This is a genomic window from Allobosea sp. 2KB_26 (genome assembly GCF_052115715.1).
Lineage (GTDB): Bacteria > Pseudomonadota > Alphaproteobacteria > Rhizobiales > Beijerinckiaceae > Allobosea.
In genome coordinates, this window is the sequence record NZ_JBFRHE010000008.1 from 161,274 (window position 1) to 183,313 (window position 22,040).

21 protein-coding genes are annotated in these 22,040 nt (G+C 66.0%); 19 read left to right on the top strand and 2 right to left on the bottom strand.

Translation table 11 applies throughout. The features are described 5' to 3' along the window. Positions 1–196 precede the first annotated feature (196 nt). Entirely contained in the window at positions 197–949 is a 753-nt protein-coding gene (locus AB4099_RS21465) for a siderophore-interacting protein (protein ID WP_162767948.1), read from the bottom strand. Positions 950–1,250: 301 nt separating this feature from the next. On the opposite strand from AB4099_RS21465, the gene AB4099_RS21470 reads away from it, so the two are divergent. From AB4099_RS21470 to AB4099_RS21560, 19 genes are all read left to right on the top strand, one after another. After that, positions 1,251–1,889 carry a class I SAM-dependent methyltransferase gene (locus tag AB4099_RS21470; protein WP_441479557.1) on the top strand — a complete coding sequence of 213 codons (639 nt, stop codon included), beginning with the start codon at positions 1,251–1,253 and terminating at the stop codon, positions 1,887–1,889. A 225-nt stretch (positions 1,890–2,114) separates the two neighbouring features. Further along, positions 2,115–3,635, top strand: coding sequence for an ABC transporter substrate-binding protein (locus AB4099_RS21475; protein ID WP_113511424.1), 1,521 nt, complete (start codon positions 2,115–2,117; stop codon positions 3,633–3,635). Then, entirely contained in the window at positions 3,632–4,549 is a 918-nt protein-coding gene (locus AB4099_RS21480; protein WP_441479558.1) for an ABC transporter permease, read from the top strand. The genes AB4099_RS21475 and AB4099_RS21480 overlap by 4 nt, the downstream gene beginning before the upstream one ends. 19 nt (positions 4,550–4,568) lie before the next feature. Then, the gene (locus tag AB4099_RS21485) at positions 4,569–5,450 is read left to right on the top strand and encodes an ABC transporter permease (protein WP_441479559.1); all 882 of its coding nucleotides are present in this window, start codon (positions 4,569–4,571) and stop codon (positions 5,448–5,450) included. Positions 5,451–5,487: 37 nt separating this feature from the next. Further along, positions 5,488–6,822 (top strand): LLM class flavin-dependent oxidoreductase, encoded by a 1,335-nt coding sequence (locus AB4099_RS21490; protein WP_441479560.1) that lies wholly within the window; start codon positions 5,488–5,490, stop codon positions 6,820–6,822. Between the two features lie 202 nt (positions 6,823–7,024). Beyond that, a complete protein-coding gene (locus AB4099_RS21495; RefSeq protein WP_441479561.1) occupies positions 7,025–7,666 on the top strand; it encodes a GNAT family N-acetyltransferase in 642 nt (213 codons plus the stop codon). A gap of 146 nt (positions 7,667–7,812) precedes the next feature. Next, positions 7,813–8,829 carry a PLP-dependent cysteine synthase family protein gene (locus AB4099_RS21500; RefSeq protein ID WP_441479562.1) on the top strand — a complete coding sequence of 339 codons (1,017 nt, stop codon included), beginning with the start codon at positions 7,813–7,815 and terminating at the stop codon, positions 8,827–8,829. A gap of 552 nt (positions 8,830–9,381) precedes the next feature. Next, positions 9,382–9,918 (top strand): OsmC family protein, encoded by a 537-nt coding sequence (locus AB4099_RS21505; protein WP_441479563.1) that lies wholly within the window; start codon positions 9,382–9,384, stop codon positions 9,916–9,918. Between the two features lie 52 nt (positions 9,919–9,970). After that, on the top strand, positions 9,971–10,993 hold the full coding sequence (locus AB4099_RS21510; protein ID WP_441479564.1) for an ABC transporter substrate-binding protein: 1,023 nt from the start codon (positions 9,971–9,973) through the stop codon (positions 10,991–10,993). Then, on the top strand, positions 10,980–11,999 hold the full coding sequence (locus AB4099_RS21515; protein ID WP_113511401.1) for an ABC transporter permease: 1,020 nt from the start codon (positions 10,980–10,982) through the stop codon (positions 11,997–11,999). The genes AB4099_RS21510 and AB4099_RS21515 overlap by 14 nt, the downstream gene beginning before the upstream one ends. Next, positions 11,993–12,799 carry an ABC transporter ATP-binding protein gene (locus tag AB4099_RS21520; protein WP_441479565.1) on the top strand — a complete coding sequence of 269 codons (807 nt, stop codon included), beginning with the start codon at positions 11,993–11,995 and terminating at the stop codon, positions 12,797–12,799. The genes AB4099_RS21515 and AB4099_RS21520 overlap by 7 nt, the downstream gene beginning before the upstream one ends. A 41-nt stretch (positions 12,800–12,840) precedes the next feature. Beyond that, positions 12,841–13,209, top strand: a complete 369-nt coding sequence (gene copC, locus AB4099_RS21525; RefSeq protein ID WP_113511398.1) for a copper homeostasis periplasmic binding protein CopC — start codon at positions 12,841–12,843, stop codon at positions 13,207–13,209. Between the two features lies 1 nt (position 13,210). Beyond that, entirely contained in the window at positions 13,211–14,974 is a 1,764-nt protein-coding gene (locus tag AB4099_RS21530; protein ID WP_441479566.1) for a CopD family protein, read from the top strand. Positions 14,975–15,442: 468 nt separating this feature from the next. Beyond that, complete coding sequence (locus AB4099_RS21535) at positions 15,443–15,964, top strand: hypothetical protein (RefSeq protein ID WP_441479567.1); 522 nt, start codon at positions 15,443–15,445, stop codon at positions 15,962–15,964. A gap of 263 nt (positions 15,965–16,227) precedes the next feature. Next, the gene (locus tag AB4099_RS21540; protein WP_113511393.1) at positions 16,228–16,422 is read left to right on the top strand and encodes a hypothetical protein; all 195 of its coding nucleotides are present in this window, start codon (positions 16,228–16,230) and stop codon (positions 16,420–16,422) included. Further along, entirely contained in the window at positions 16,422–16,658 is a 237-nt protein-coding gene (locus tag AB4099_RS21545; RefSeq protein WP_441479568.1) for a hypothetical protein, read from the top strand. Before AB4099_RS21540 ends, AB4099_RS21545 begins: the two co-directional genes overlap by 1 nt. A 326-nt stretch (positions 16,659–16,984) precedes the next feature. Continuing rightward, a complete protein-coding gene (locus AB4099_RS21550; RefSeq protein ID WP_069881900.1) occupies positions 16,985–17,188 on the top strand; it encodes a cold-shock protein in 204 nt (67 codons plus the stop codon). Between the two features lie 674 nt (positions 17,189–17,862). Beyond that, entirely contained in the window at positions 17,863–18,246 is a 384-nt protein-coding gene (locus AB4099_RS21555; RefSeq protein ID WP_162767946.1) for a nuclear transport factor 2 family protein, read from the top strand. 239 nt (positions 18,247–18,485) lie between these two features. Next, positions 18,486–19,304 (top strand): MBL fold metallo-hydrolase, encoded by an 819-nt coding sequence (locus AB4099_RS21560; RefSeq protein WP_441479569.1) that lies wholly within the window; start codon positions 18,486–18,488, stop codon positions 19,302–19,304. 27 nt (positions 19,305–19,331) lie between these two features. Here AB4099_RS21560 and AB4099_RS21565 read toward each other — a convergent pair whose 3' ends face one another. Beyond that, positions 19,332–21,854: a rhomboid family intramembrane serine protease gene (locus AB4099_RS21565; protein WP_441479570.1), complete on the bottom strand. Its 2,523-nt coding sequence runs from the start codon at positions 21,852–21,854 to the stop codon at positions 19,332–19,334. Positions 21,855–22,040: the final 186 nt, after the last annotated feature.

A 22,040-nucleotide genomic window follows, 5' to 3' on the forward strand; every position in this document is an offset into this window, starting at 1 on the left:
GCAAAGAGATTGGCCGGTCGAGCGCGCCATCCGGCCGGCGTCACCTCCCAATAGACCCAACCATCACCGGGGCTGGCGCGGGCCCGCCGCTCACGAGATCATCGCGAGCGCTCCATCGTCCCAGCACCGCAAGGCCCGCTTCAACACTGGATCATCGGCTTTCTCGACAACCGCGATCCACTTCTCCAGGCGATGCTCAGCGCGCCCAATAGGCCACGATCTTCTGGCGCTCCGCGCCTGATTGCTTCAGCTCTTCAGATTGCGCGCGCAATGTCCTGACGACGGACTTCTCGGCCGCGGCCCAGAGATAGGTCCGTCCGTCATCGAATTGCTCGGCGGGCAGGAGGTCGATGAGGCGGCTGCGATCCGGGTTGCCATCGGGGAGATGGAACCAGGTCGTCTTGAGCCCGGTATGATCCGGCAGGGGCTGCCGGTGGGTTTCGTCCGCGACCTCGATGAAGACCCGGCTGGCGACATGCTCCGGCGTCTGTTCGAGAATCCGGGCGACGGCCGGCAGGCCGGTGGCGTCCGCGATCAGGATCTGCCGGTCCAGGGCGTCCGGCCGGGCATAGAGCCCGCGCGGATTGTTGATCACGATCCGCTCGCCAAGCTCTGCATCGCGCGCCCAGTCGCTGGCCTTGCCGCCATCGTGTACCACGAGGTCGATCTCGAGTTCGCAGCGAGCACTATCGAAGCTCCGGACCGTGTAAGTGGAATAGCGGAGGCGCTGCCGTTCCTCGGGGAAGACCCAGCGGCCCTCGGCATCGATCGTCGGCAGGACGAGCTCGCCCGTGCCGGGATCGGGGAAGAACAGCCGGATATATTCATCCGGGATCCCGGTCGAGCGAAAGCGCGCCAGGCCTTCGCCGGAAAAAGTCAGCCTGATCATGCCAGGCGTCAGGTAGCGGCGCGCGACCAGCGTCGCCTCGTGGAACGGATTTTCCGTCATGGTCTCACTCACCCCGGCGCATCGGACAACCAGCACCGGCGCTTCTTCCACGGAGCCGCGCAGCCTGCAAGCGGCTTAGTCTTTGATTTATTTAGACTATATCTAATCGAGAGCAGCTATGCGCCAAGACCCGGCTACTCAGTCTCCTGCGGCTGGCGTTGACTGCGAGGCCTGCATTTCCAGGCATGGCGTTCCGACGGAGCCGCAGTTGCGCGCCCTCGCCTGCGCGGTTTCCGCGACGATGAGCGCTGCAATGTTCCATGCTTGCGCCTGTGCTAAGGCGCAGCGACGGGAGGCGGCCATGACACAGATCGCGAAAGACACGCGCTTTTGGGACCGGGCCGCGCGGAAATACGCCGCAGGCCCGATCGCCGACATGGCCGGCTATGAGCGCACGCTGGAGCGCACGCAGCATTACCTAAAGGGCAGCGATACGGTGCTCGAATTCGGCTGCGGCACCGGCACCACGGCGCTGCGACTCGCCCCGCATGTCGGGCGCATCGTGGCGACCGACATCTCCGGCGAGATGATCGGGATCGCCCGGGGCAAGGCGCAAGCGGCTGATTGCGGCAATGTCGCGTTCGAGGTCGCGACACCCGGTGCGATTTCGGAGCCCGACGCGACATTCGACGTCGCGCTGGGGTTCAATGTCCTGCATCTGATCGCGGCGCGGGAGGAGACCCTGGCCGGCCTCCATCGGCTGCTGAAGCCTGGTGGGATCTTCATCTCCAAGACGCCATGCCTCAAGGAGATGAACCCGCTCCTGCGCCTGGCCGTGCCGCTGATGCAGCGCATCGGCAAGGCGCCTTATGTCAGCTTCCTCAGCACGGAGGATCTCGAGCGCGAGATCGCGGCCGCGGGGTTCGAGATGATCGGGCGCGAGCGCCACGCCTCGCGCGGCCGGGATGCCCGGCCCTTCCTCGTGGCACGGAAGCGCTGAGAGCAGCCGGGGGAACCGCTGCGATCGGCGGTTGGAGAGCGCAGGCATGATCCCGCGCGAGTCTGCCGCCCTCCCGTAGGCCGCGCCGACAACAAAACTTCTGCCCGTCCTCATGATCGGAGAGGATCTCTGTCGATATCGCCGTGCATTTGAAGACCTTTTCCAGATAGCGCAGGCTAATTTGGCGCCAATCCCGATAATCTCGAAGGCAAAGGCGTCGTTTCCATGAGTCTGTTCGCTTTGATCCGCTGGCCGGTCCTGGCCATGTCGGCAGCGCTGATCTTTGCAGGCCCTCAAAAGATAGCGGCGGCCGAGACGCTGACCATCGCGCAAGGAAACGACATACTTTCGCTCGATCCGGCCAATCACGGCAATAACAGCACCGAGTCGGCGCTGGTGAACATCTACGATTACCTGGTCAACAAGGATTTCAGCCAGGGGCAATTGCGCTTCACCCCGCGCCTCGCCCTCTCCTGGAGCAGCGACGACAATATCCATTGGACGCTGAAGCTGCGCGACGACGTCTACTGGCACAATGGCGACAAATTCACCGCGCAGGACGTCAAGTTCACGATCGAGCGGTCGCAGCAGGACAAGAAGCTGATCAGCTCCGGCAAGTTCCGCCGGATCAAGGCGGTCGAAGCCCCCGACGACACGACCCTGCGGATCGAAACCGACGGGCCCGATACGCTGCTGCTGCACGCCTTCGTCGGCAACGGTGCCGGCATCCTGCCCAAGGCAGCGTTCGAGAAGGCAGGCAAGGACGAGTTCTTCAAGCAGCCGGTCGGCACCGGGCCCTATGTCTTCAGGCAATGGGTCAAATCCGACCGCGTCGTCCTGGCGAAGAACCCGCGCTGGTGGGGCGGCACGCCGAAATGGGATGGCGTCGTCATCCGCTCGATCCCCGAAACCACGACGCGGGTGGCCGAGCTCCTGACGGGCGGCGTCGACATCGCCGTGAACGTCCCGCCGGAGGACATCGCGCGCCTGAACGACAACAAGGGCACGCGCGCCATCACCTTCGACATCGCGCGCAACCTCGCCTTGCATGTCCGCACCGGCAAGGACCGCGTCACGGGCGATCCGCGTGTCCGCGAGGCGATCGACCTCGCCATCGACCGCAATGCCATCGTGCAGCAGGTACTCGAAGGGCATGGCGGGGCGACGCGAGGCTTCTTCCCGCCGGCGATCCCGGGCTTTGCCCCCGAGCTGAGCCGCGACATCCGCTTCGATCCGGAGCGCGCGAAGGCGCTGCTGCGCGAGGCGGGTTACAGCGACCGCAAGCGTCCCGCCATCAAGATCAGCACGCCGAGCGGCCGCTATGTGAAGGATCGCGAGATCGTCGAGGCGGTCGCCGGTTATCTCGAGGATGCCGGCTTTCGGGCGCAGGTCGAGGTGCTCGACTGGACCGTCTACAACAACAAGGTCGTCGGCGACGGCTTTGGCGAGCTCTATCTCTGGGGCATGGGCTCCTACACCGATGCCTCGACCCTCTTCGTCGATAATTTCAAGCGTCACTACGACTGGTCGGACGAGAGCTTCGAGAAGCTCGCCGCCTCGGTTCGCCAGGCAAAGAGCGAGGCCGATCGCATCGCGATCTCGCAGCAGGGCCAGCAGATCGTCGCCGAACAGCGCGTCCGCATCGGCCTGCTCTTCCCGCAATCGATCTACGGCGTGAGCGATCGCATCATCTATACCGGGCGCTTCGACGAAATGATCGCGGCCGAGGACGTCTCGCGCCCATGAGCGGACGCTCTCCCCTCAAGGCGCTGCTGCAATTCGTGCCGGTGCTCTACATCGTCTCGCTGATCGTCTTCGTGCTGGTCTATCTGACGGGCGATCCTTCGGCGCTGCTGATCCCGGAGGATGCGAGCGAGGAAGACCGCCTTGTGCTGGTCGCGGCATGGGGGCTCGATCGGCCCTGGTATGTCCAATATCTCCGCTACATGGGCAATATCCTGACCGGGGATTTCGGCGTTTCCTATCGCTACGGCACGGATGCCCTGCCGGTCGTGCTCGAACGCATCCCTGCAACCCTGACGCTGACGGCGGGCGGCCTTGTCGTCGCGATCCTCATCGCCTTGCCGACCGGCATCTTTGCTGCGCTCAAGCGCAACAGCATGCCGGATTTCGCGATCTCCGCCGTGACGATCCTCGGCAAGGCGATGCCCAATTTCTGGGTCGGCATCATGCTGATCCTCGTCTTCGGCGTGTGGCTCCGGCTGGTTCCGGTCTCCGGCAGCGGCAGCTTCGCGCATCTGATCCTGCCGGCGCTGACACTGGGCACCGGCTTTGCCGCCGAGCTGACCAAACTGATCCGGTCCAGCCTGCTGGAGGTCATGGGCCAGGACTATATCCGGACCGCCCGGGCCAAGGGTGTGCCGGAGATCCTCGTCATCCTCCGCCACGGCCTGCGCAATGCGCTGATCCCGGCCCTGACCATGACCTCGCTCCATGCCATCGCGCTGCTTGGCGGGGCTCTGGTCACGGAGACGGTGTTCTCCTGGCCGGGTCTCGGCCAGCTCGTCGTGCAGGCGGTCTACACCAAGGACATGGCGGTCATCCAGATCGCGGTGTTCGTCATCACCACCATGGCTCTGACGATCAACCTGACGACGGACGCCCTCTACCGGCTGATCGATCCCCGCCTGCGGCATTGATCGCCCTCACGTGAAAACCATGCAGATATCCCTCCCGCTCCCCCGTATCCCGCGCCTGCCACGCCTGCTGCGCTCGCTATTGTCGAACAAGGCGGGCCTCGCCGGTCTTGCCATCGTCGCGGTCATTGCCGTGACGGCGCTGATGGCCGACCAACTGGCGCCGCTCGATCCGCTGCGGCGCAACCTCTCGCTGAAGCTGCTCCCGCCGGCCTGGCTCGAGGGCGGCAATCCACGCCATCTGCTGGGGACTGACAGCCAGGGGCGCGATCTGCTCAGCCGCATCATCTTCGGCGCGCGCACCTCGTTGACGGTCGGCGTCGCCGCCGTCGCCCTCTCCAGCCTGATCGGCCTGTCGCTCGGCCTGCTCGCCGGCATGGCGGGCGGCAGAGTCGATGCGCTGATCATGCGCGTGATCGACGCGATGCTGGCGATCCCGACGATGCTGTTCATGCTTGTCGTCGCCCTCGTCGCGGGAACCGGACTCGTGCCGCTCGTCGTCGTCATCGCCGCGACCAACTGGGTCGGCTGTGCCCGGATCGTCAGGGCCGACGTCCTGAGCGTGAAGGAAATGGACTATATCGCAGCCGCGCGGTCGATCGGCGCGCGCCCGCTCAGGCTGATCCTGCGGCACGTCCTGCCCAATATCCTATCCTCCTTCGTGGTCGTCTCGACCATGAATGTCGGCACCGTCATCCTGGCGGAATCCTCCCTCAGCTTCCTCGGCTTCGGTATCCAGCCACCCGAGATCTCCTGGGGCCAAATGCTGAGCGAGGGACGCCAGTACCTGGCGACCAGCTGGTGGGTTGCGACCTTCCCCGGCATCGCGATCACGCTGACCGTGCTCGGCGTCATCCTGCTCGGCGACTGGCTGCGCGACCATCTCGACCCGCGCCTCGATTGAGCGCCGCCCCTCTCCATTCCCTTTGCTTGAGAAGTCCATGACGATCGCCGACCCAAACGCACGCAAGCCCCGCCGGCTCCATCTCGGCCTGTTCCACCAGCCGATCGGCCGGCATCCGGCGGCCTGGCGGCAAGACACCGCGCAAGGCCACCCCGAGGATATCGGCTGGGCGATCCGGATCGCCCGCAAGGCCGAGGACGGGCTGTTCGACATGTTCTTCGTCGCCGACAACCTGGCTGGCCCGGAGCCCGGCGCGCAGGGCAAGGCCGGAGGCCTCGAGCCCCTGACCCTTCTCTCGGCGCTCGCCGTCGCGACCTCGAAGATCGGTCTCGTCGGCACGATCTCGACCAGCTTCGCCGAGCCCTACAACGTAGCCCGGCAACTCGCATCGCTCGACCATATCAGCCATGGCCGCGCCGGCTGGAACGTCGTCACGACCCAATCGGACCGGGCCGCCGAGAATTTCAACCTCACCGCCCTGCCCGATCACGCCGCCCGGTATGAGCGCGCAGGGGAGTTCGTGCAGGTCGTCCGCGGCCTGTGGGACAGCTGGGCCAATGATGCCCTCGTCATGGACAGGCAATCCGGCGCGTTCCTCGATACGCAGCGGGTGCGCCTGCTGGAGCATAAGGGCGCGCATTTTTCGGTGCGCGGCCCGCTCAACATCTCGCGGCCGCCGCAGGGCCATCCGGTCATCGTGCAAGCCGGCTCCTCGCGCGACGGCATCGGGCTCGCGGCCGCCGAGGCGGATCTCGCCTTCACTGCGCAGGACACGATTGCCGACTCCCACGTCTACAGGGAGGCGCTGAGCGAGGCGGCGAAAGCCGCCGGACGCAAGGCGCCGGGCCTGCCGATCCTGCCTGGAATCATGCCGATCGTCGGGCGGACCGATGCCGAGGCACGCGAGAAATTCGCGGCGATGCAGGAGCATACCGACATCGCCGCAGGCATCCGCCAGCTGTCGGGGCGCTGGGGCTATGACCTGTCCAGCCATCCGCTGGATGGGCCGGTGCCGGAGCCGGGCGAACGCATCCATGGCGAGAGCCGGGTGCGCTTGCTGCTGAACAAGGCGCGCGCCGAGAACTACACGCTGCGCGAACTCGCTGCGCTCGCGATCGCCTCCCATGGCCATCGCATCATCATGGGCTCGCCCCAGACGATCGCCGACGACCTGCAATCATGGTTCGAGCAGGGCGCTGCCGACGGTTTCAACCTGATCCCGGCCTCGATGCCCGACGGGCTCGACGATTTCGTCGATCTGGTGATCCCGGTCCTGCAGGAGCGAGGGCTGTTCCGCCGACATTACGAGGAAACCAGCCTGCGCGAGCGCTTTGGCCTCGACATCCCCCGGCTCGCCGCATTCACGAACTGAGCGGCCGGCGCCGGGGCGCTGACCAGCGAGGCGGATAAATTCCTTCCGTCTCGCCCGCTCATTGGGGAACTATAGATTTCCAAATAACCCCTAATATAGCCAAATATACTTATTGTTCTGACAGTATTGATTGCACAAACGGTTCAGATACGAATGCCATGGGCGCTTATTTCCGCTCAACGCCAAATTCCGGAACCGTGCCATGACTGACTTGATCGTGCGATCGTCTCCCTTTGACGGGAAAGCGGAGGTTTTGATCGAAGGGCTTGTTGCCGAGTACGACGGCCGATACGGGGCCAATAGCAGGCCAGGCGGCGCGCGCACCGAGATCCTGCGCTACCCGGCCGAGGCCTTCTCCCCGCCTTTGGGAGATTTCCTGCTCCTGCGGCGCGGCGACGAGACCATCGCGGGCGGCGCCTTCATGAGCCATGACGACGAGACAGCCGAGCTCAAGCGCATCTGGACGCGGGACGATCTGCGTCGGCAGGGACTGGCACGGCAGATCGTGCTGGCACTCGAAGAGGCGGCGGCCGCGCTCGGCTACACCCGTGCCTATCTCACCACCGGGTTCCGGCAGCCGGAAGCGACGGGCCTGTATCTGTCGCTCGGCTATCGGCCGCTCTTCGACACGACAGTGGACCCGACGCTCTATCGCTCCCTGCCCTTTGAAAAACATATCGGAGCGAAGGCCGGCACCGCCGGCAGCACCGCGATCTATCCGCCGGCCGCATCGCTCGACGAAGCGACGGCCCGCGTGGCCATCGTCAAGGCCGAGCAGGAAGCGAAGATAGCGGCCCGGCTGGCGGCCCATCGCGCGGCGACGGCGCAGGTGGCGGCGGCTTGAGCGGCAAAGACGCAGTCTCGCCGGCAGCATGACGCTGCACCCCGCAGCGCCTGCCAATCAGGGGCAAGCGGCTGCCGAACATAGGCGACCGGCCATCGCGCCGGTCTTCGGTGGCGTGCGCCACCTCTCCTGGGAGTGAGAGCATCATGGGAACGCAGAACGACCACTTTGCAGCGCTGGTCGGCAACACGCCGCTGCTGGAGCTGCGCCGCCTTGCCGAAAGGCTGGAGATCGCCTCCCGCGTCTTCGCGAAGATCGAGTATCTGAACCCGGCCGGCAGCATCAAGGACCGCACGGCCTGGGGCATCATTCGCGAGGCAGAGGAGAAGGGGGCGCTGAAGCCCGGACAGCTCATCGTCGATCTCACCAGCGGCAATACCGGCATCGGCCTCGCCGCCTTGGCAGCGGCCCGCGGCTACCGCTCGAAATTCTACCTCCGCAACACGATCAGTGAGGATAAGATCAGGCTGCTTCACCAATACGGCGCCGAAACCGTCCTGATCGACAACAGCGTCTTCCTGGAAACCGGCGCCATCCACGCGATCATCGACCGCGTCCGCCGCGAGAATCCCGATGCGTACTACACCAATCAGCGGGGAAACCCGGCAAACCCCCGCGTTCACTTTGAGACGACCGGGCCGGAGATCTGGCGCGAGACCAAGGGCGAGGTCGACATCTTCGTGGCCGCGGTCGGTACCGGCGGCACGATCTCCGGTACCGGCCGCTTCCTGAAGGCGCAGAAGCCAGGCGTGAAGGTCGTGGTCGTCGAGCCCGGCGCGGCCTCGATCCCCTCGGCGGAGACGCCCTACCCCGACAGCATCGAGGGCGTCCACAAGGTGACCGATGTCGAAACCGCTTACCTGCCCGAGAATTTTGACGCTGCCGTCGTCGACGAGGTCATCGTGACCGACACGGCGCAGGCCCGCGAATTCGCCCGGGCGCTGGCACAGGAGGAAGGCATCCTGGCGGGCACGTCGTCGGGAGCGGTGTTGTTTGCCGCCGCCACACTCGGCCGGCGCCCCGAAAACGCGGGCAAGACGATCGTCGCCATCGTTGCCGATAGCGGCGAACGCTATCTCAGCCCGCCCAAGCTCGGCCCCACCGTCGCGCAGACGGAAACGGCGAGCCCGCCCTCGCTCCCGGTCGCCGCTGCAGCCTACTAGGATTCGGGGCGGCGGGATTTGAGAAACCTGATTTTCGTCACCACAACCCCGAACAGAAACAAATCATCGCCTTTCCGCAATCAAAACGCACAGTTTGTTTCATTGATACAAATAATCATCTGAGCAATAATCTTGAACGTGAAGAGTAACCCTAACGTCTTCACCGCGGGATTTGCTGGAGCAGCTTGCGCCGCGTCAACAACGCTAAAAGCACCACGATCGCTCGTGGGCTCCTCTCTTGCTTTGGAGACGCGAATGCCCTTCCCGCTTGAACTGACAACGATCGGCCGGCAGCCCCCTTGCCATCGAAGGCTATGATTTCGGAATTTTTGGCTGGTGCTCGTCGCTACCGCGGACAGAACCGCGACAGCGACCTCCCGATGCATCGGCGCCCTTGAAGCGGGACGCGGTCTTGCCGCTGCCCGGACGACCTCCCCCGGATTTCGTGATGTCTCCGATGCGCCGGCTTCCAGCGGTGCAGCGGCCGGGCGAACGCGCGAAATCGAGGCAAGCCCCTCTCCCCAGCCCTTTCCCATCCGCGAGCCGCCAACCATGTCCGATCTCACCGAATATCTCGTCCAGAAGCGCGACGCCCTGCTGCGCCGCAAGGCTCATGCCCGCACGCCGGAGGCCCGACCGCAGCGCCTGCAAGCCCAGGCCACGGCCGAAGGGCGCAGCGGCATCCGGCGCATCCGGATCCGCGACTTCCAGGTCGTCAGCGACAGCCCGCCGGATTTCGCCGGCTATGATCTCGGCCCGAGCTCGCCGGAACTCCTGCTCGGCGCGCTGTCCAGCTGCCTGACGCACACTTACCTGATCCAGGCGGCCGACCAGCAGATCGATCTGCGGGACGTCTCGGTCGAGGTGCAGGGTCAGCTCGATCCGCGGGCCGGCACGCCGGGTTTCGAGACGACGCCGGTCTATCCGCACGACCTCTCCTACACGGTGCGGCTGACCACCGATGCGACCGATCTGGACGCACTCAACGCCGCAGTCGAGCGCTTCTGCCCGATCCTGAACCTGCTCCGGCGCGGCACGGAGGTGCGTGGAACCGTCGAACGCATCCCGGCCAGCCGCGCCGCCGCCTGATTTTTCCAAAGCCCTGCATGAGGCCGCTCAGAGCAGCGGCAAAGGAGCGAAGATGACCCTTCTCACCAGCCAGCCCACCCGCCGCACGCTGTTGCGCGGAGCCGCCGCCCTCGCCGCCGCACCGCTCGTCGGTGTCGCCGGACATCACGCGTTCGCCCAGGCCGCGCCGCTGGCGCAGCGACAGACGATCAAGCTCGCCTGGGGCCAGACGGCCGTCTGCCAGTCGCCGATCTCGGTCGCGCTGAAGCAGGGGCTGTTCGAGAAATACAACATCGCCGTCGAGCCGGTGAACTTCAGCGGCCCGACCGATGCGCTGCTCCAGGCGATCGCGACCGGCCATGCCGATGGCGGCATCGGCATGGCACTGCGCTGGCTCAAGCCGCTCGAACAAGGCTTCGATGTCGGCCTGACCGTCGGCACCCATGGCGGCTGCATGCGGCTGCTCGTTGCCGAGAACGCCGGCATCGGCAGCCTGAAGGACCTGAAGGGCAAGTCCGTCGCGGTCACCGACCCGGCGAGCCCGGTGCGCAACTTCTTCGCCATCCGTCTCGCCGAGATCGGGCTCGATCCGGAGAAGGATGTCAGCTGGGTGCAGTATCCGCAGGACCTGTTCGGCGAAGCGCTCAAGAAGGGCGAGGTCCAGGCGCTGGCCGGCGACGACCCGCATCTTTATCTCATCCGCGAGCGCGACAAGCTCGTCGAGCTCGCCACCAATCTCGAGGGCCAGTACGCCAAGTCGACCTGCTGCGTGCTCGGCCTGCGCGGCGCCCTGATCCGCGACCAGCCCCAGGTCGCAGCCGCGGTCTCCCGCGCCATCGTCGAGGCCCAGGCCTGGACCGCAGCCAACCCCGACAAGACGGCCGAGATCTTCGCCCCCTTCGTTCCGGCGAAGGTGACGCCCGAGACGGTGGCGGCGATCCTGCGCAGCCATACGCATGACCACCACTCCACCGGAGCGGCGCTGCGCGACGACGTCGCCCTGTTCACCGAACAGCTGAAGCTCGTCAATGTGATCCGCAAGAACACCGACGCCAAGGCCTTCGCGCAGAAGATCGTGCCCAATGTCGCCGTTTGAACAGACAGGCTCCGCGGCAAGCTTCGACCGGCCGCCCCTGCAGGTCGATGGCGCGGTGCTGGCGCGGGGCGCGCTTGCGACGGTCGCCTGGACCGCGGTCGCGGCGTCCGTCACCCTGCTTGCGAACAGGAAGGTCGGCTTCGCCGAACCGCTCTATGTCGACCAGACCAATCTCGGCCTGGCCGCATGGGCGGTCCTGCTCGCGATTGCCACGACGATCGGCGCCGTCTGGCCGCCGCTCGGCGCGCGGCTCGGCCGGGCCGCGCCTTGGCTCGTCGTGCTGGCGCTCTTCGTCGGAATCTGGGACCTGCTGACGGCCAAGCTCGGCCTGCTTCCGGTGCCCTTCTTCGCGCCGCCCTCCTCTCTCGTCGAGGTCTATGCCGAGGACTGGCCGCGGCTCGGCGAAAGCGTGCTGCATTCCCTGCGGCTGCTCGCGCTCGGCTTCCTGTTCGGCACGATCTCCGGCTTCGTCACCGGCGTCGCGATCGGCTGGTCGCGCGGGCTCGGTTACTGGGTCCACCCGGTGCTGCGCTTCCTCGGGCCGATTCCGTCGACCGCGCTCCTGCCGATGTCCTTCTTCTTCTTTCCCTCGAGCTTTTCGGCGGCGATCTTCCTGATCGCACTCGCGACCTGGTTCCCGGTCACGGTGCTGACCTGGTCCGGCGTCGCCAGCGTCGACAAGGCCTATTACGACGTCGCCCGCACGCTCGGCGCCCGCCGCTCGTTCCTGATTTTCAAGGTCGCGATCCCGGCCGCCCTGCCGCATGTCTTCGTCGGCCTGTTCATGGGGCTCGGCGCCTCCTTCTCGGTGCTGGTGGCGGCCGAGATGATGGGCGTCAAATCCGGCCTCGGCTACTACCTGCAATGGGCCCAGGGCTGGGCGGCCTATGCCAACATGTATGGCGCTCTGATCGTCATGGCGCTGATCTTCTCGAGCCTGATCACGCTGCTCTTCGCTGCGCGCGACCGGTTGCTCGGCTGGCAGAAGGACGTGGTGAAATGGTAGCCGCCACGCTAATCGCCGCTGTGGACCGCAGCGCACCCGCCTCGCGCGGCGCCGATCTCGCGATCGCGGGTGTCTCGCATGCCTTCGATCTCGAGGGCCGGCCGCTGCCGGTTCTCGACGATATCGACCTTAACGTCCGGGCCGGCGAATTCGTCGCCCTGCTCGGTCCGAGCGGCTGCGGGAAGTCGACGCTGCTGCGGCTCGTCGCCGGGTTGGAGCCGCCCACTCAAGGCCGGATCGCGGCCGCGGGGGAGCTGATCACCGCTCCCGACCCGTCCCGCGTCGTCGTCTTCCAGGACCCGACGCTCTATCCCTGGCGCACCGTCTGGCGGAACGTCGCGCTCGGGCTGGAGGCGCGCGGCCTGCTCGCCACACAGAAAGGCCGTGTCGACGATGCGCTGCGGACGGTCGGTCTCGCCGGCTTCGAGCGGGCCTTTCCGCGCCAGCTTTCCGGCGGCATGGCGCAGCGCGCGGCGCTGGCACGCGCGCTCGTCAATGATCCCAGCGTGCTGATCCTCGACGAGCCGCTGGGGAAGCTCGACTCGCTGACGCGGATCGCGATGCAGACCGAGATCGCCGAACTCTGGCGCCAGCGCGGCTTCACCACGCTGCTCGTCACCCATGACGTGGAGGAGGCGCTGTTCCTGGCCCAGCGCGTCATCGTGCTGAGCGAGCGCCCGGCCCGGATCAAGGCCGAGATCGTCAATGACCTGCCCTACCCGCGCCATCGCGGGGATCCGCGCCTTGCGGAACTGCGCGGGCAGGCTCTCGCCCATCTCGGGCTCGACGCCAGCTGGTGATCGCCCAAGCGCAGCCCCCTCTCCATCACAGGACCATCTTCATGTCTCGCGTCACCGGGCTCACGCTCGCCCTCTCTCTTGCCGCTTCCCCCCTCGCCGCCTCGCCAGCCTTCGCCCATGCCCATCTCAGGACCGCTTCGCCGGCCGAGGGCGCGACGGTCAACGCTCCGGCCGAGATCGTGCTCGGCTTCACCGAGAATCTCGAGGTCAAGCTCAGCAGCATCACCGTGCGTGATGGGCAGGGCCAGCCGGTCCAGGCGGCGCCGGCAGAAGCCGTGCCGGGCGACAGCAAGGCGCTGAAGGTCCGCCTGAAGGCGACGGCGCCCGGCCCCTACACGGTTGAATGGGCGGCGACCTCCGTCGATACCCATCGCGTCACCGGGCAGTACCGGTTCACCGTCAGGCCCTGATGTGACTGCCTTCATCGAGGCGGCGCTGCCAGCGATCCGCTGGCTCCATCTGGCCGCTTTGCTGTCGAGCCTCGGCACCGAAGCCTTTCGCCTGCTGGCCTGGGGACGACTGGAGGCCTCGCCGGAGGCTCGGTCCTTGCTGCGGTGGCTGGCCCGGTTCAGCCGGGCCGGCGTGGCACTGGCCCTTGTCAGCGGCGTCCTCTGGTTCTGGTTCCAGGGCAGCGCCATGCTGGGGAATACCGTCGCGAGCCGGGAGGCGGCTCTGGCCATCCTCCAGACCCGCTTCGGCGGGACCTTGCTGCTGCGTCTCGCCCTGCTCATCGTCACGCTTTGGCTGCTGCAGAGCGAAGGACGCGGCCGATGGTTCGCCCTGCCTATCCTTGCAGCCTCCGCCTTCCTGCAAGGCGGGCTCGGCCATGGCGCGGCGACCGATGGCTGGGTCACGGTCGCCCTTGGCCTGCATGTCGTGGCGGCCGGGCTCTGGCTCGGTGCGCTTTTGCCGTTGCTCGCGACCTGCGTTCTGCTGCCCTTGCAAGCCGGCGCCATCGCACGCCGCTTCACGCCGCTCGGCCTCGCCTGCGTGCTGACGCTTGCCATCACCTCGCTGATGCAGGTGCAGGCGCTTCTCGGCACGCTGGCGGCGACGCTCGGCACGAGCTATGGCCGGCTCGCCCTGCTCAAGCTCGCCCTGTTCGCGGGTCTGCTGGTAATTGCGAGCGCCAACCGCTTCCGCTTCGTGCCGCAAGCAGAAGCCGGCGGTTCGATACGCGGCTTGCGCCGCTCGATCGCCCTTGAGACCGGCCTCGGGCTGGCCATGGTCGCGGCTGCCGCCGCTCTCGCAAGCCAGCCGCCGGGTATCCACGAACAGCCGGACTGGCCCTTCCGACTGCGGCCTGTTCCGGGCCTCTGGGACGATGCCTATCTGCGCGACGGGCTCCTGCGCCTGCTCGGCCCGATCGCCATCGCGGTCGCGCTCTTCGCCCTAGCCGTTATGCTGCGCAAACTGCGCTGGCCGGCGCTCGCGGCCGGCGCCGCAGCGCTGGTCTATGTCCAGGTGCCGCCATGGCGCCCCTATGTCGTCGCCGCGGTGCCGACAAGCTTTCAGCTGTCGCCGACCGGCTATTCCGCACGCTCGATCGCGGCCGGCCGCGCGCTGTTCCAGCGCGACTGCGCGAGCTGCCATGGCCTCGACGCGCGGGGCCGCGGGCCGGTCGCGGTCGCCCACGCGATCTGGCCTCCGGACCTCTCGGCGCCCTTGATCGCGGGCCGTCCAGGCGGGGAGCTGTTCTGGTCGATCCGCCACGGCACAGGACCGATGCCGCCGGCAACAAGGCTCGACGATGCCGAGATCTGGGCCCTGATCGATTTCATCCGGCTGCGTGCCGGTGCCCGCATCTATGCTCCCTCCGAGATGCGCTTTGCCGGAGCCGCCCGCATGCCGGGCTTCGTCGCCCGCTGCCAGGAGGGCGGCATCCTGACGCCGGGCAACGGTCGGGTCCTGCGCCTGTGGATCGAGGGCACGACCGCGCAGGTCCAGGCCGACGGCGCGGTCGCCCGCTGTCCGGTCGAGGACCCCGAGCCCCTGGCCGCCGCGCTCGCGGAACTGACCGGCGGCGGCCCCGCGCCCGCGCAGGTTCTGATCGACGCCAATGGCTGGCTGCGCCGCGCCTTCAAGACCGAGAGCAGCGCCTCACCGGATATCGTCGCGACCGAACTGAAGAGCATTCGGGAGGGGCCTTTGGACGTCACCTCTTCGCACCACTGACTTCGATCGCGAACCTGGTGACCGCTGGCCGCGGCAATGATCTCGTCGGACCCGAGCACACGATCCGGCCGCCGGTGTCGCCCGCTCGCGCTCGGTTCGACCTCGCGGTGCAGGCACCGCAAGATGGCCGATGAGAGGCCTCGCCGACGGCCCCCTCCATCCAAAAAATGCGCCGCGGAATGTGGTTCGGCACGCAAACTCTGGTATCCTATTTCAGAGGCAGTTGCTCATGCGTCGGCTGCGACATGAGCTTGGAGGCGCTCCGGGCATCGGCGATCGGAGATGCAGTCTCCTCCCAGGCCCTGTCGAAGCTAATCGGGTTGGCTTGCGACCGCGCGCTTGATCTCGGTCGGGGGGACAGGCGCTCGGCGAAACCACACACGCCTCAAGCGCAAGCAGGTCGCCTCGCAATCTGCGGCGGCGCAGAGCATCGCCTGTTCCGCCGCTCACACCATGGAGGAACCAACGATGACACCTGTCAAAACAGTGTTTCTCTCCGGGTTACTCTTGTCCTTGGCCCCCGGGGTCGTCCTCGGACAGCCGATCGAAAAGAAGGGGACCACGCCCTACGTGACGCACTTCATCTTTCGACCTTTGATGAACATCGACATCGCCGGCCTCGGCACGGCCACCTCGCTGGAAGCAGTCGGCACCACCCAAAACATGAAGGGCGAGAAGATGTTCGACAAGATGTCGGCACAGTGCACAGCGCTGAGCATCGCGTCAGGCGACAAGAAATACATCGACGGTGCCTGCGTTCTGGCCGATACCGACGGCGACAAAATCTTCTCGACCTTTGATACGCGGGATCTCGACAAATCGCAGCCGGAGATGGGTTGTGGCACCCATGTCATCACCGGCGGCTCCGGCAAGTACAAGGGCATCACCGGGCGTGAGCCCTTTGCTTGCCTCGCGATGCCTGTCCTGGCCGGTCCCGGCGGATATACCGCGATGGACATCCCGCATAACACGGTGTGGGAGATCAAATGACAGGAACCTCGTGTCCTGTCTCAAGCCAGGCGGCCGACAACCGGCCCCACTCCCGCTGAATGAGAGCCCGGCCCCGACCGCCGGGCCTTTTTTCGCTCATTGAAGACGGCCCTGCTGCACGCCGGGAAGCCGGGCGCCGGTCACGAGGGCCGTATGAGCATCGCCCGGCTCAGCGCCGCGTTGCCGCCGCTGGGAACTGGCCGGATCGCTTGACTCTCCAGTCCTGTAATGTTCCTATTTTGTTCCCATTGCAGGATTGAGTTATGCCAGACGATCAGGGGGCCATCACGGTCATCACCGATCAGGAGATCGACGCGGTGCTCTGCGAGGCGAAGGGAGACGCGCGCGAAGCGATCCGCATGCTTCTGCACGATCTCGCAGTCCTGGCCGCGGACGCCGAGCGGCTCGTCTCGAAGGGTTTTGTGCGCAATCGGGCGCCGTGGAAGAGGATCGGATGATGGTAACGCGCACGCAGAGGCATTTCTCGCCCTATGACGCGGAAAGGCTCCTGGCGCTGGTGGAGAGCGCGCGGGGCGAGATAGGACAGTATCAGGCGACGGTCCCGCTCAACTCAGCGATCGACACGGCCCTGAAGGCTTTCAGGGATGCCGCGACCCTGCTTGCCGACACTGCGCTCGGCGATGTCGGGACCGGTCGCGCCTTGCCGTCGCATGCGAGACCAGAGCAGTCGTGAGCGAAACCGGCGGGTAATGGACATCCCCCGGAACTTGCTCCTGCGCCGGTCATGCAGGTTGTGCGCGGCGCAAGATCATCGCCTTTGGGAAGATCGCGCGTCGGCGCTGGGCATTGTCGATCGCGCACTACCGGAGGTTTATATTAATGCATCACCGTTAACCGATGGCAACTCATAGTTGCGACGCTAAACTTCCTGTAATCAGCATCTCGTCATGCTTCACGTTTGGTCTCGACAACCTTTTCTTTTCGGTCAATTCTTTTTCCGCGGGTCGTCGGATCAAGCATCCGCCTCCCCGCAAGACGCAATCTTCAGAGGATTCGGCCATGGCGACGGGAAACGTGAAATGGTTCAATACTGAGAAGGGTTTCGGGTTCATTCAGCCGTCAGACGGTGGCAAGGATGTGTTTGTACACATCACAGCCGTGAAAGAGGCCGGCATGATGACTCTGACCGAAGGACAGAAGGTCGCTTTCGACTTGAAAACCGAACGCGGCAAGACAGCGGCAGGCTCCCTCCAACTTCTCTGATCACCACCTGACGTCTTTTGCGTCGAAGCGGCTTGCCACCTGACGGCAGGTCCTGACACGCATTTGCGCTGTCAGGCAGCGGTTGGAAGGCCAAGACATCCATCGATCAGGCATGCCGGGCGGATCGCACGCCCCGGGCAGGCCCGCGTGGGTGAGACGCTGTGGAACCGGGAACCCGGCCCGATGCACCTTCGGTCGTCATAGCGCGATCCCCGTCGATGAAATTGCGCTTGGCGACGGAGCCCGCAGGACGGCCCGGGATGCCGAATTCGAACCGCCGCTACCGCGGATTGCGCGGCGCGGTGCCATGGGATGCGCGCCCCAACTGATGGGCATCGACCAGCGCGAGGCCGCGGCGACGTGATCGGCCGAAGCAAGCGCCCCCGAAGTGCTCGAGATTCCGCCCGAAGCGCTCGATGTCATCGCGACCGCCTGCAACATCGACGTCATCGGCAACATCCTGCTGACTGCCTGGGGGCCGGCTCTCGCCGCACTTGTGGCGGTCTAAGCGAGCCTTACCGCGCTGCGATCGCCAACCCGAACGATATGGCGAAGCCTGGGGATTTGGCATCGGATCGATAAGGGCTCGCCGAAAGAGGAGATCATGATGTCGCCCCCCCTTCCCCGGAACCCGCTCCACCGATGCTCGTTCTCTTCGTCAAAGGAGAACAGCCATGTCCGGAGACAAGCAAACGATCATCGATCTCGAGACGCGCTTCTGGCAGTCCATGGTCGACAAGGATGCAAAGCTCGCGAAATCGATGATTGCCCAGGAATGTCTGATCACCGGCCCGATGGGAGCGATGAAGATCGACCCTGACCGGTATGAAGCCATGACGGAAGAAGGGCGGTGGACGCTTCAAAGCTTCAAGCTCAGCGATGTCGATGTGATCATGCCGACCGACGAAGTCGCCGTCATCGCCTACACGGTGCACCAGAAGGGCGACATGAAGGGCAAGCCCATGGACATGACATGCGCGGACAGCACGACCTGGGTCAGGGATGGCCAATCCTGGAAATGCGCCCTCCACACCGAGACGATGCTGCAGAATGCGTAGAGCGCTGGTTTGACTGCCTGGTGGCGAGTCGGCTTGTCCGATCACCGGATCGCCATTGGGCGAATGCCGCATTCTGGACGCTGCGGTCATCTGTGCTCCCGACGAAGCATGGCATCCGAGACGATCGCCGAGAAGCAGGACCCCGCCATACCTTGCGCGCAATTTCTCCCGCCTTCGACATCGCGTAAGAGCGAGCAGGACGGGTCTCGGTCGGCGTCGCCCCAGCGAAGGATAGGATATTGGCCTTTCTGACTGAACCGGAGCCGCCACGCGGCCGGCCGATGGAGGTTGTCCCCGGCATCTCCCGTATCGTCGCCAATAATCCGAGCTTGATGACCTATCGTGGCACCAATACCTATCTGATCGCGGATGACGACGGCTTCGTGGTTCTCGATCCCGGTCCCGACGATGCCGGGCATCTCGACGATATCTTGCGCGCCACGGGCGGTGCGGTTTCCGCGATCGTGCTGAGCCACACCCATTCCGACCATCTCGGCGCGACCGCCGGCCTGAAGGCCCGCACCGGCGCGAAGACATATGCCTACCATCTCAGCGCCGATGACGCCTTTATCCCCGATATCCTCCTGAAGGACGGCGACACCGCGCTGGGGATGACGGCGATCCACACGCCCGGGCATGCCTCCGACCATCTCTGCTTTGCATTCCGCGACGGGATCCTGTTCAGCGCCGACCACGTCATGTCCTGGTCGAGCAGCATCGTCGCGCCGCCGGGCGGTGACATGGCCGATTACGTCCGTAGCCTGCGGCTGATGCTGGCGCGCGACGACAGCCTGTATCTGCCCGGGCATGGGCCGCCGCTGCCAAATCCGCAGCCCTATGTCGGCGAGTTGCTCGAATTTCGCCTCAGGCGCGAGAACGCCATTGCCGATGCGCTGAAGGCCGGGCCGCTGGGAACCTGGGACCTCGTCGACCGGCTCTATTCGCAAACCGATCCGTGGCTGCGGCGCGCTGCGGAGCGGAATGTGGCGGCGCATCTGCTCAAGCTCAGGGATGAAGGGCGCGCAGCAGTGCGGGATGAGAAGTGGATCTCGGTCTGACGAGGTCGGGGCGTCCCGCGCCCCGTATCACCGCTCGATCAGGCGGCGCTCGGTACGGGCGGCCGCCCATTCCACGAAGGTTTTGGGGCAACTCGTGGCCGCATAGAAGATGAACGGGTCGGCTTCGGCCTTGGCGTTCTCCAGAAGGTGCCATTCGCCGAGATAGAAATTCGCCTCGCAGGTCTGTTCGCCATGCGTGATCGGGTCCCGGCTCTGCGTTGCGGCGCGCAAGACGTTGCGGTCGATCTCGCCGCGATAGAACTGGATGATCGGGGCTGGCCAGGCTTTCATGTCGACCCCCTTGGCGGCGGAAGCGAGCCTCCCCCCTCGCCCCGAACGTGCGGAGACGATGTGCAGCCACAAGGCGGCATAAGCGTCATCCGGCTTGAGCGTGAGAGCCCGTTCCAGGTCCTGAATGGCCTCCTTGGGCCGGCCGTCGAAGAAGGCAAGCCAGCCGCGATAGCGCAGTATGCCGGCATTGTCCGGCTCCAGGGTGAGCGCCTCATCGAGCCTGGCGATCGCGTCGCGCTGCCGGCCCATGGCGTCGAAGATGCCAGCCAGATCGACCAGCGCCTGGGTGCTGGATGGTTGCAGGCGAACCTGGACTTCTGCGTCTTCAAGCGCCGCGTCAAGCAAGCCGAGCGCGAGTTCAGTCTGTGCGCGCCAGCCATAGATCGCGGGTATAGGCGGCGCCGTTGTGGCGCTCGCGCGGGTGAAGAGGTCGCGCGCGGCTTCCCAGTCTCGCGCCTTGCGCCGCGCTTCGCCCACGACAAGGAAGGCGTTCTGCTCGACCTTGGGAAGACTGGCCGGGGACAGGGCCGCCTGGGTCCTGCTGACCAGCGTCAAAGCCCTCTCACGCGCGGGTTTGTCATTGCCGGCGGCGACGGCATGGGCGAGATGGCTGCGCGGATCGCGCGGATACTGGCGAACCAGCTCGGCGGAGCGTGCGAACCATTCAGCATCGGTCTTTGGCGCTTGCTCCGGCGGGATGGTCAACCGCGCCAGGGCTACGTCACCAAAGCCCGCGCGCGGGGTCGAGAGGAATGGCAGGGCTGTCAGGCCGAGTGCGACGGCAAGCGCGGGGCGGGCCCAGCGGGGGCGCCGCGTCCCGGCATCCCAGGACAGCAGGATCAGGACGCCGAGCATGGCCCCGGTGAGAGCCCCGCCGCCATGGCTGGCATGGTCGAGCTGTCCAGCCGCGAGCCTGCCGCCGGCGAGGAAGGTTGCGAGCAGGATCGCGACGCAGAATGCCTGCAGCCAGAGCCGGCGGGCATCGTCGGCAAGCCGGAGGCTCACCACGAGGCCCGCAGCGATCACGGCCATGATCGCGCCGGAAGCCCCTGCACCAATCAGGGTTGCCGGGTTCAGCAGGATCGAACCGAGAGCCCCCGCAAGCCCGCCGAGCAGGAAGATGGCGAGAAGCCAGCCCATCCCGAGGACCGGCTGCAGGAACCAGCCGGCGATCGCGAGGATGACGACATTGCCGATCAGATGCGCCAGGCTCCAGTGCAGGAACATGGCGAGGGCGAGGCGGTACCATTGCCCGGCCTGGATCGCGAGTTCGCTGGAGACACCGCCGAACAGCACGATGGTCACGCCGGTGACACCGAGGCTCTGCGACCGGAGGTAGGTTTCAACCAATTCGCCGATGAAGACGAGGATGAGGAGAGCCGCCAGCGCCAGCGTCGCCCAGGGGACGGGCCGGAGACCGGCGGACAGCGCGGCTTTCCGCGGGGCGGCGCCGGGAGGGCCAGGTTCTGCACCAGGAGGCTGCTCAGATGCGACCTCCCTGGCCCCGTTCACGAGACGCAGCACAGTGGTTCCCGCGGCTTCGTCGTAGAAGGCATCGCGCCCCCGCGCGATCGCGTACAAGGCGGCGATCACCGCCATGACGAGCGGCAGGTTGCCGAGGAAGCCCAGGATGGAGGCCAGATCGTTCGGAAGCGGCACCCCTGAGCGAAGGGCCGCAAACAGCAGGACCGCCATTGCCAGCGGCGCCACGCCGGGCAGCGCGAACAGACTATAGCGCCGGGCGAGCGCGGCGCGGATCTCTGCTGCTGCGACCGGCGCGTCCCATCGTGGCAGGACGCGCAGGGACAACAGATGGCGCCCGAGGGTCGGCACACCGCGGACCTCCAGCAGCCACCGCATCAGCGCCAGCAGCGGCCATTGCAGGACCGACAGGTCGAAGGCCAGCGTCATCTGGTCCTCAGCGCTCAGCGCATAGCTGAGCGAGGTCGTGACGCTTGAACCGTCCTCCTGCCGCGACAGCGTGTAGAACCGGGCGGTCGGCTGCCCCAACAGCGATTTCGTGCAGATGCTCTCTGATGTTGGCCGGAAGCCGGCCGGACTCTCGATCGTCGCGGGGCGGCCTTGCGCGGGCCGGCAGTCCGTCATGAAGCTGGAGCCGTCGATCAACGCCCCATTCGACAGCGGGAACAGGACGGCCGCCAATGCCTGGGTGACGATCATCACGACGACAAGATCGATCAGGAAGGCGAGGCCACGGCGCAGGACGCCGCCCTTCACCCAACCCTGTGTGTCACCCATGCCCCACCCCGATCGTGGCCGGCAGCCTCTTGCGCTGATTTGGCCGGCCGCAAGCTTAGGTTGTCATGAATAGGGCGCACCGTTCAACTTGTCACGGTCTCGCCACGTCTACGGGCAAAGGCAAGTCCACCGGCAAGGAATTGCCTCCATTGCCTTAACGTTGTCGCTCAACCTGACTTCTGCTTC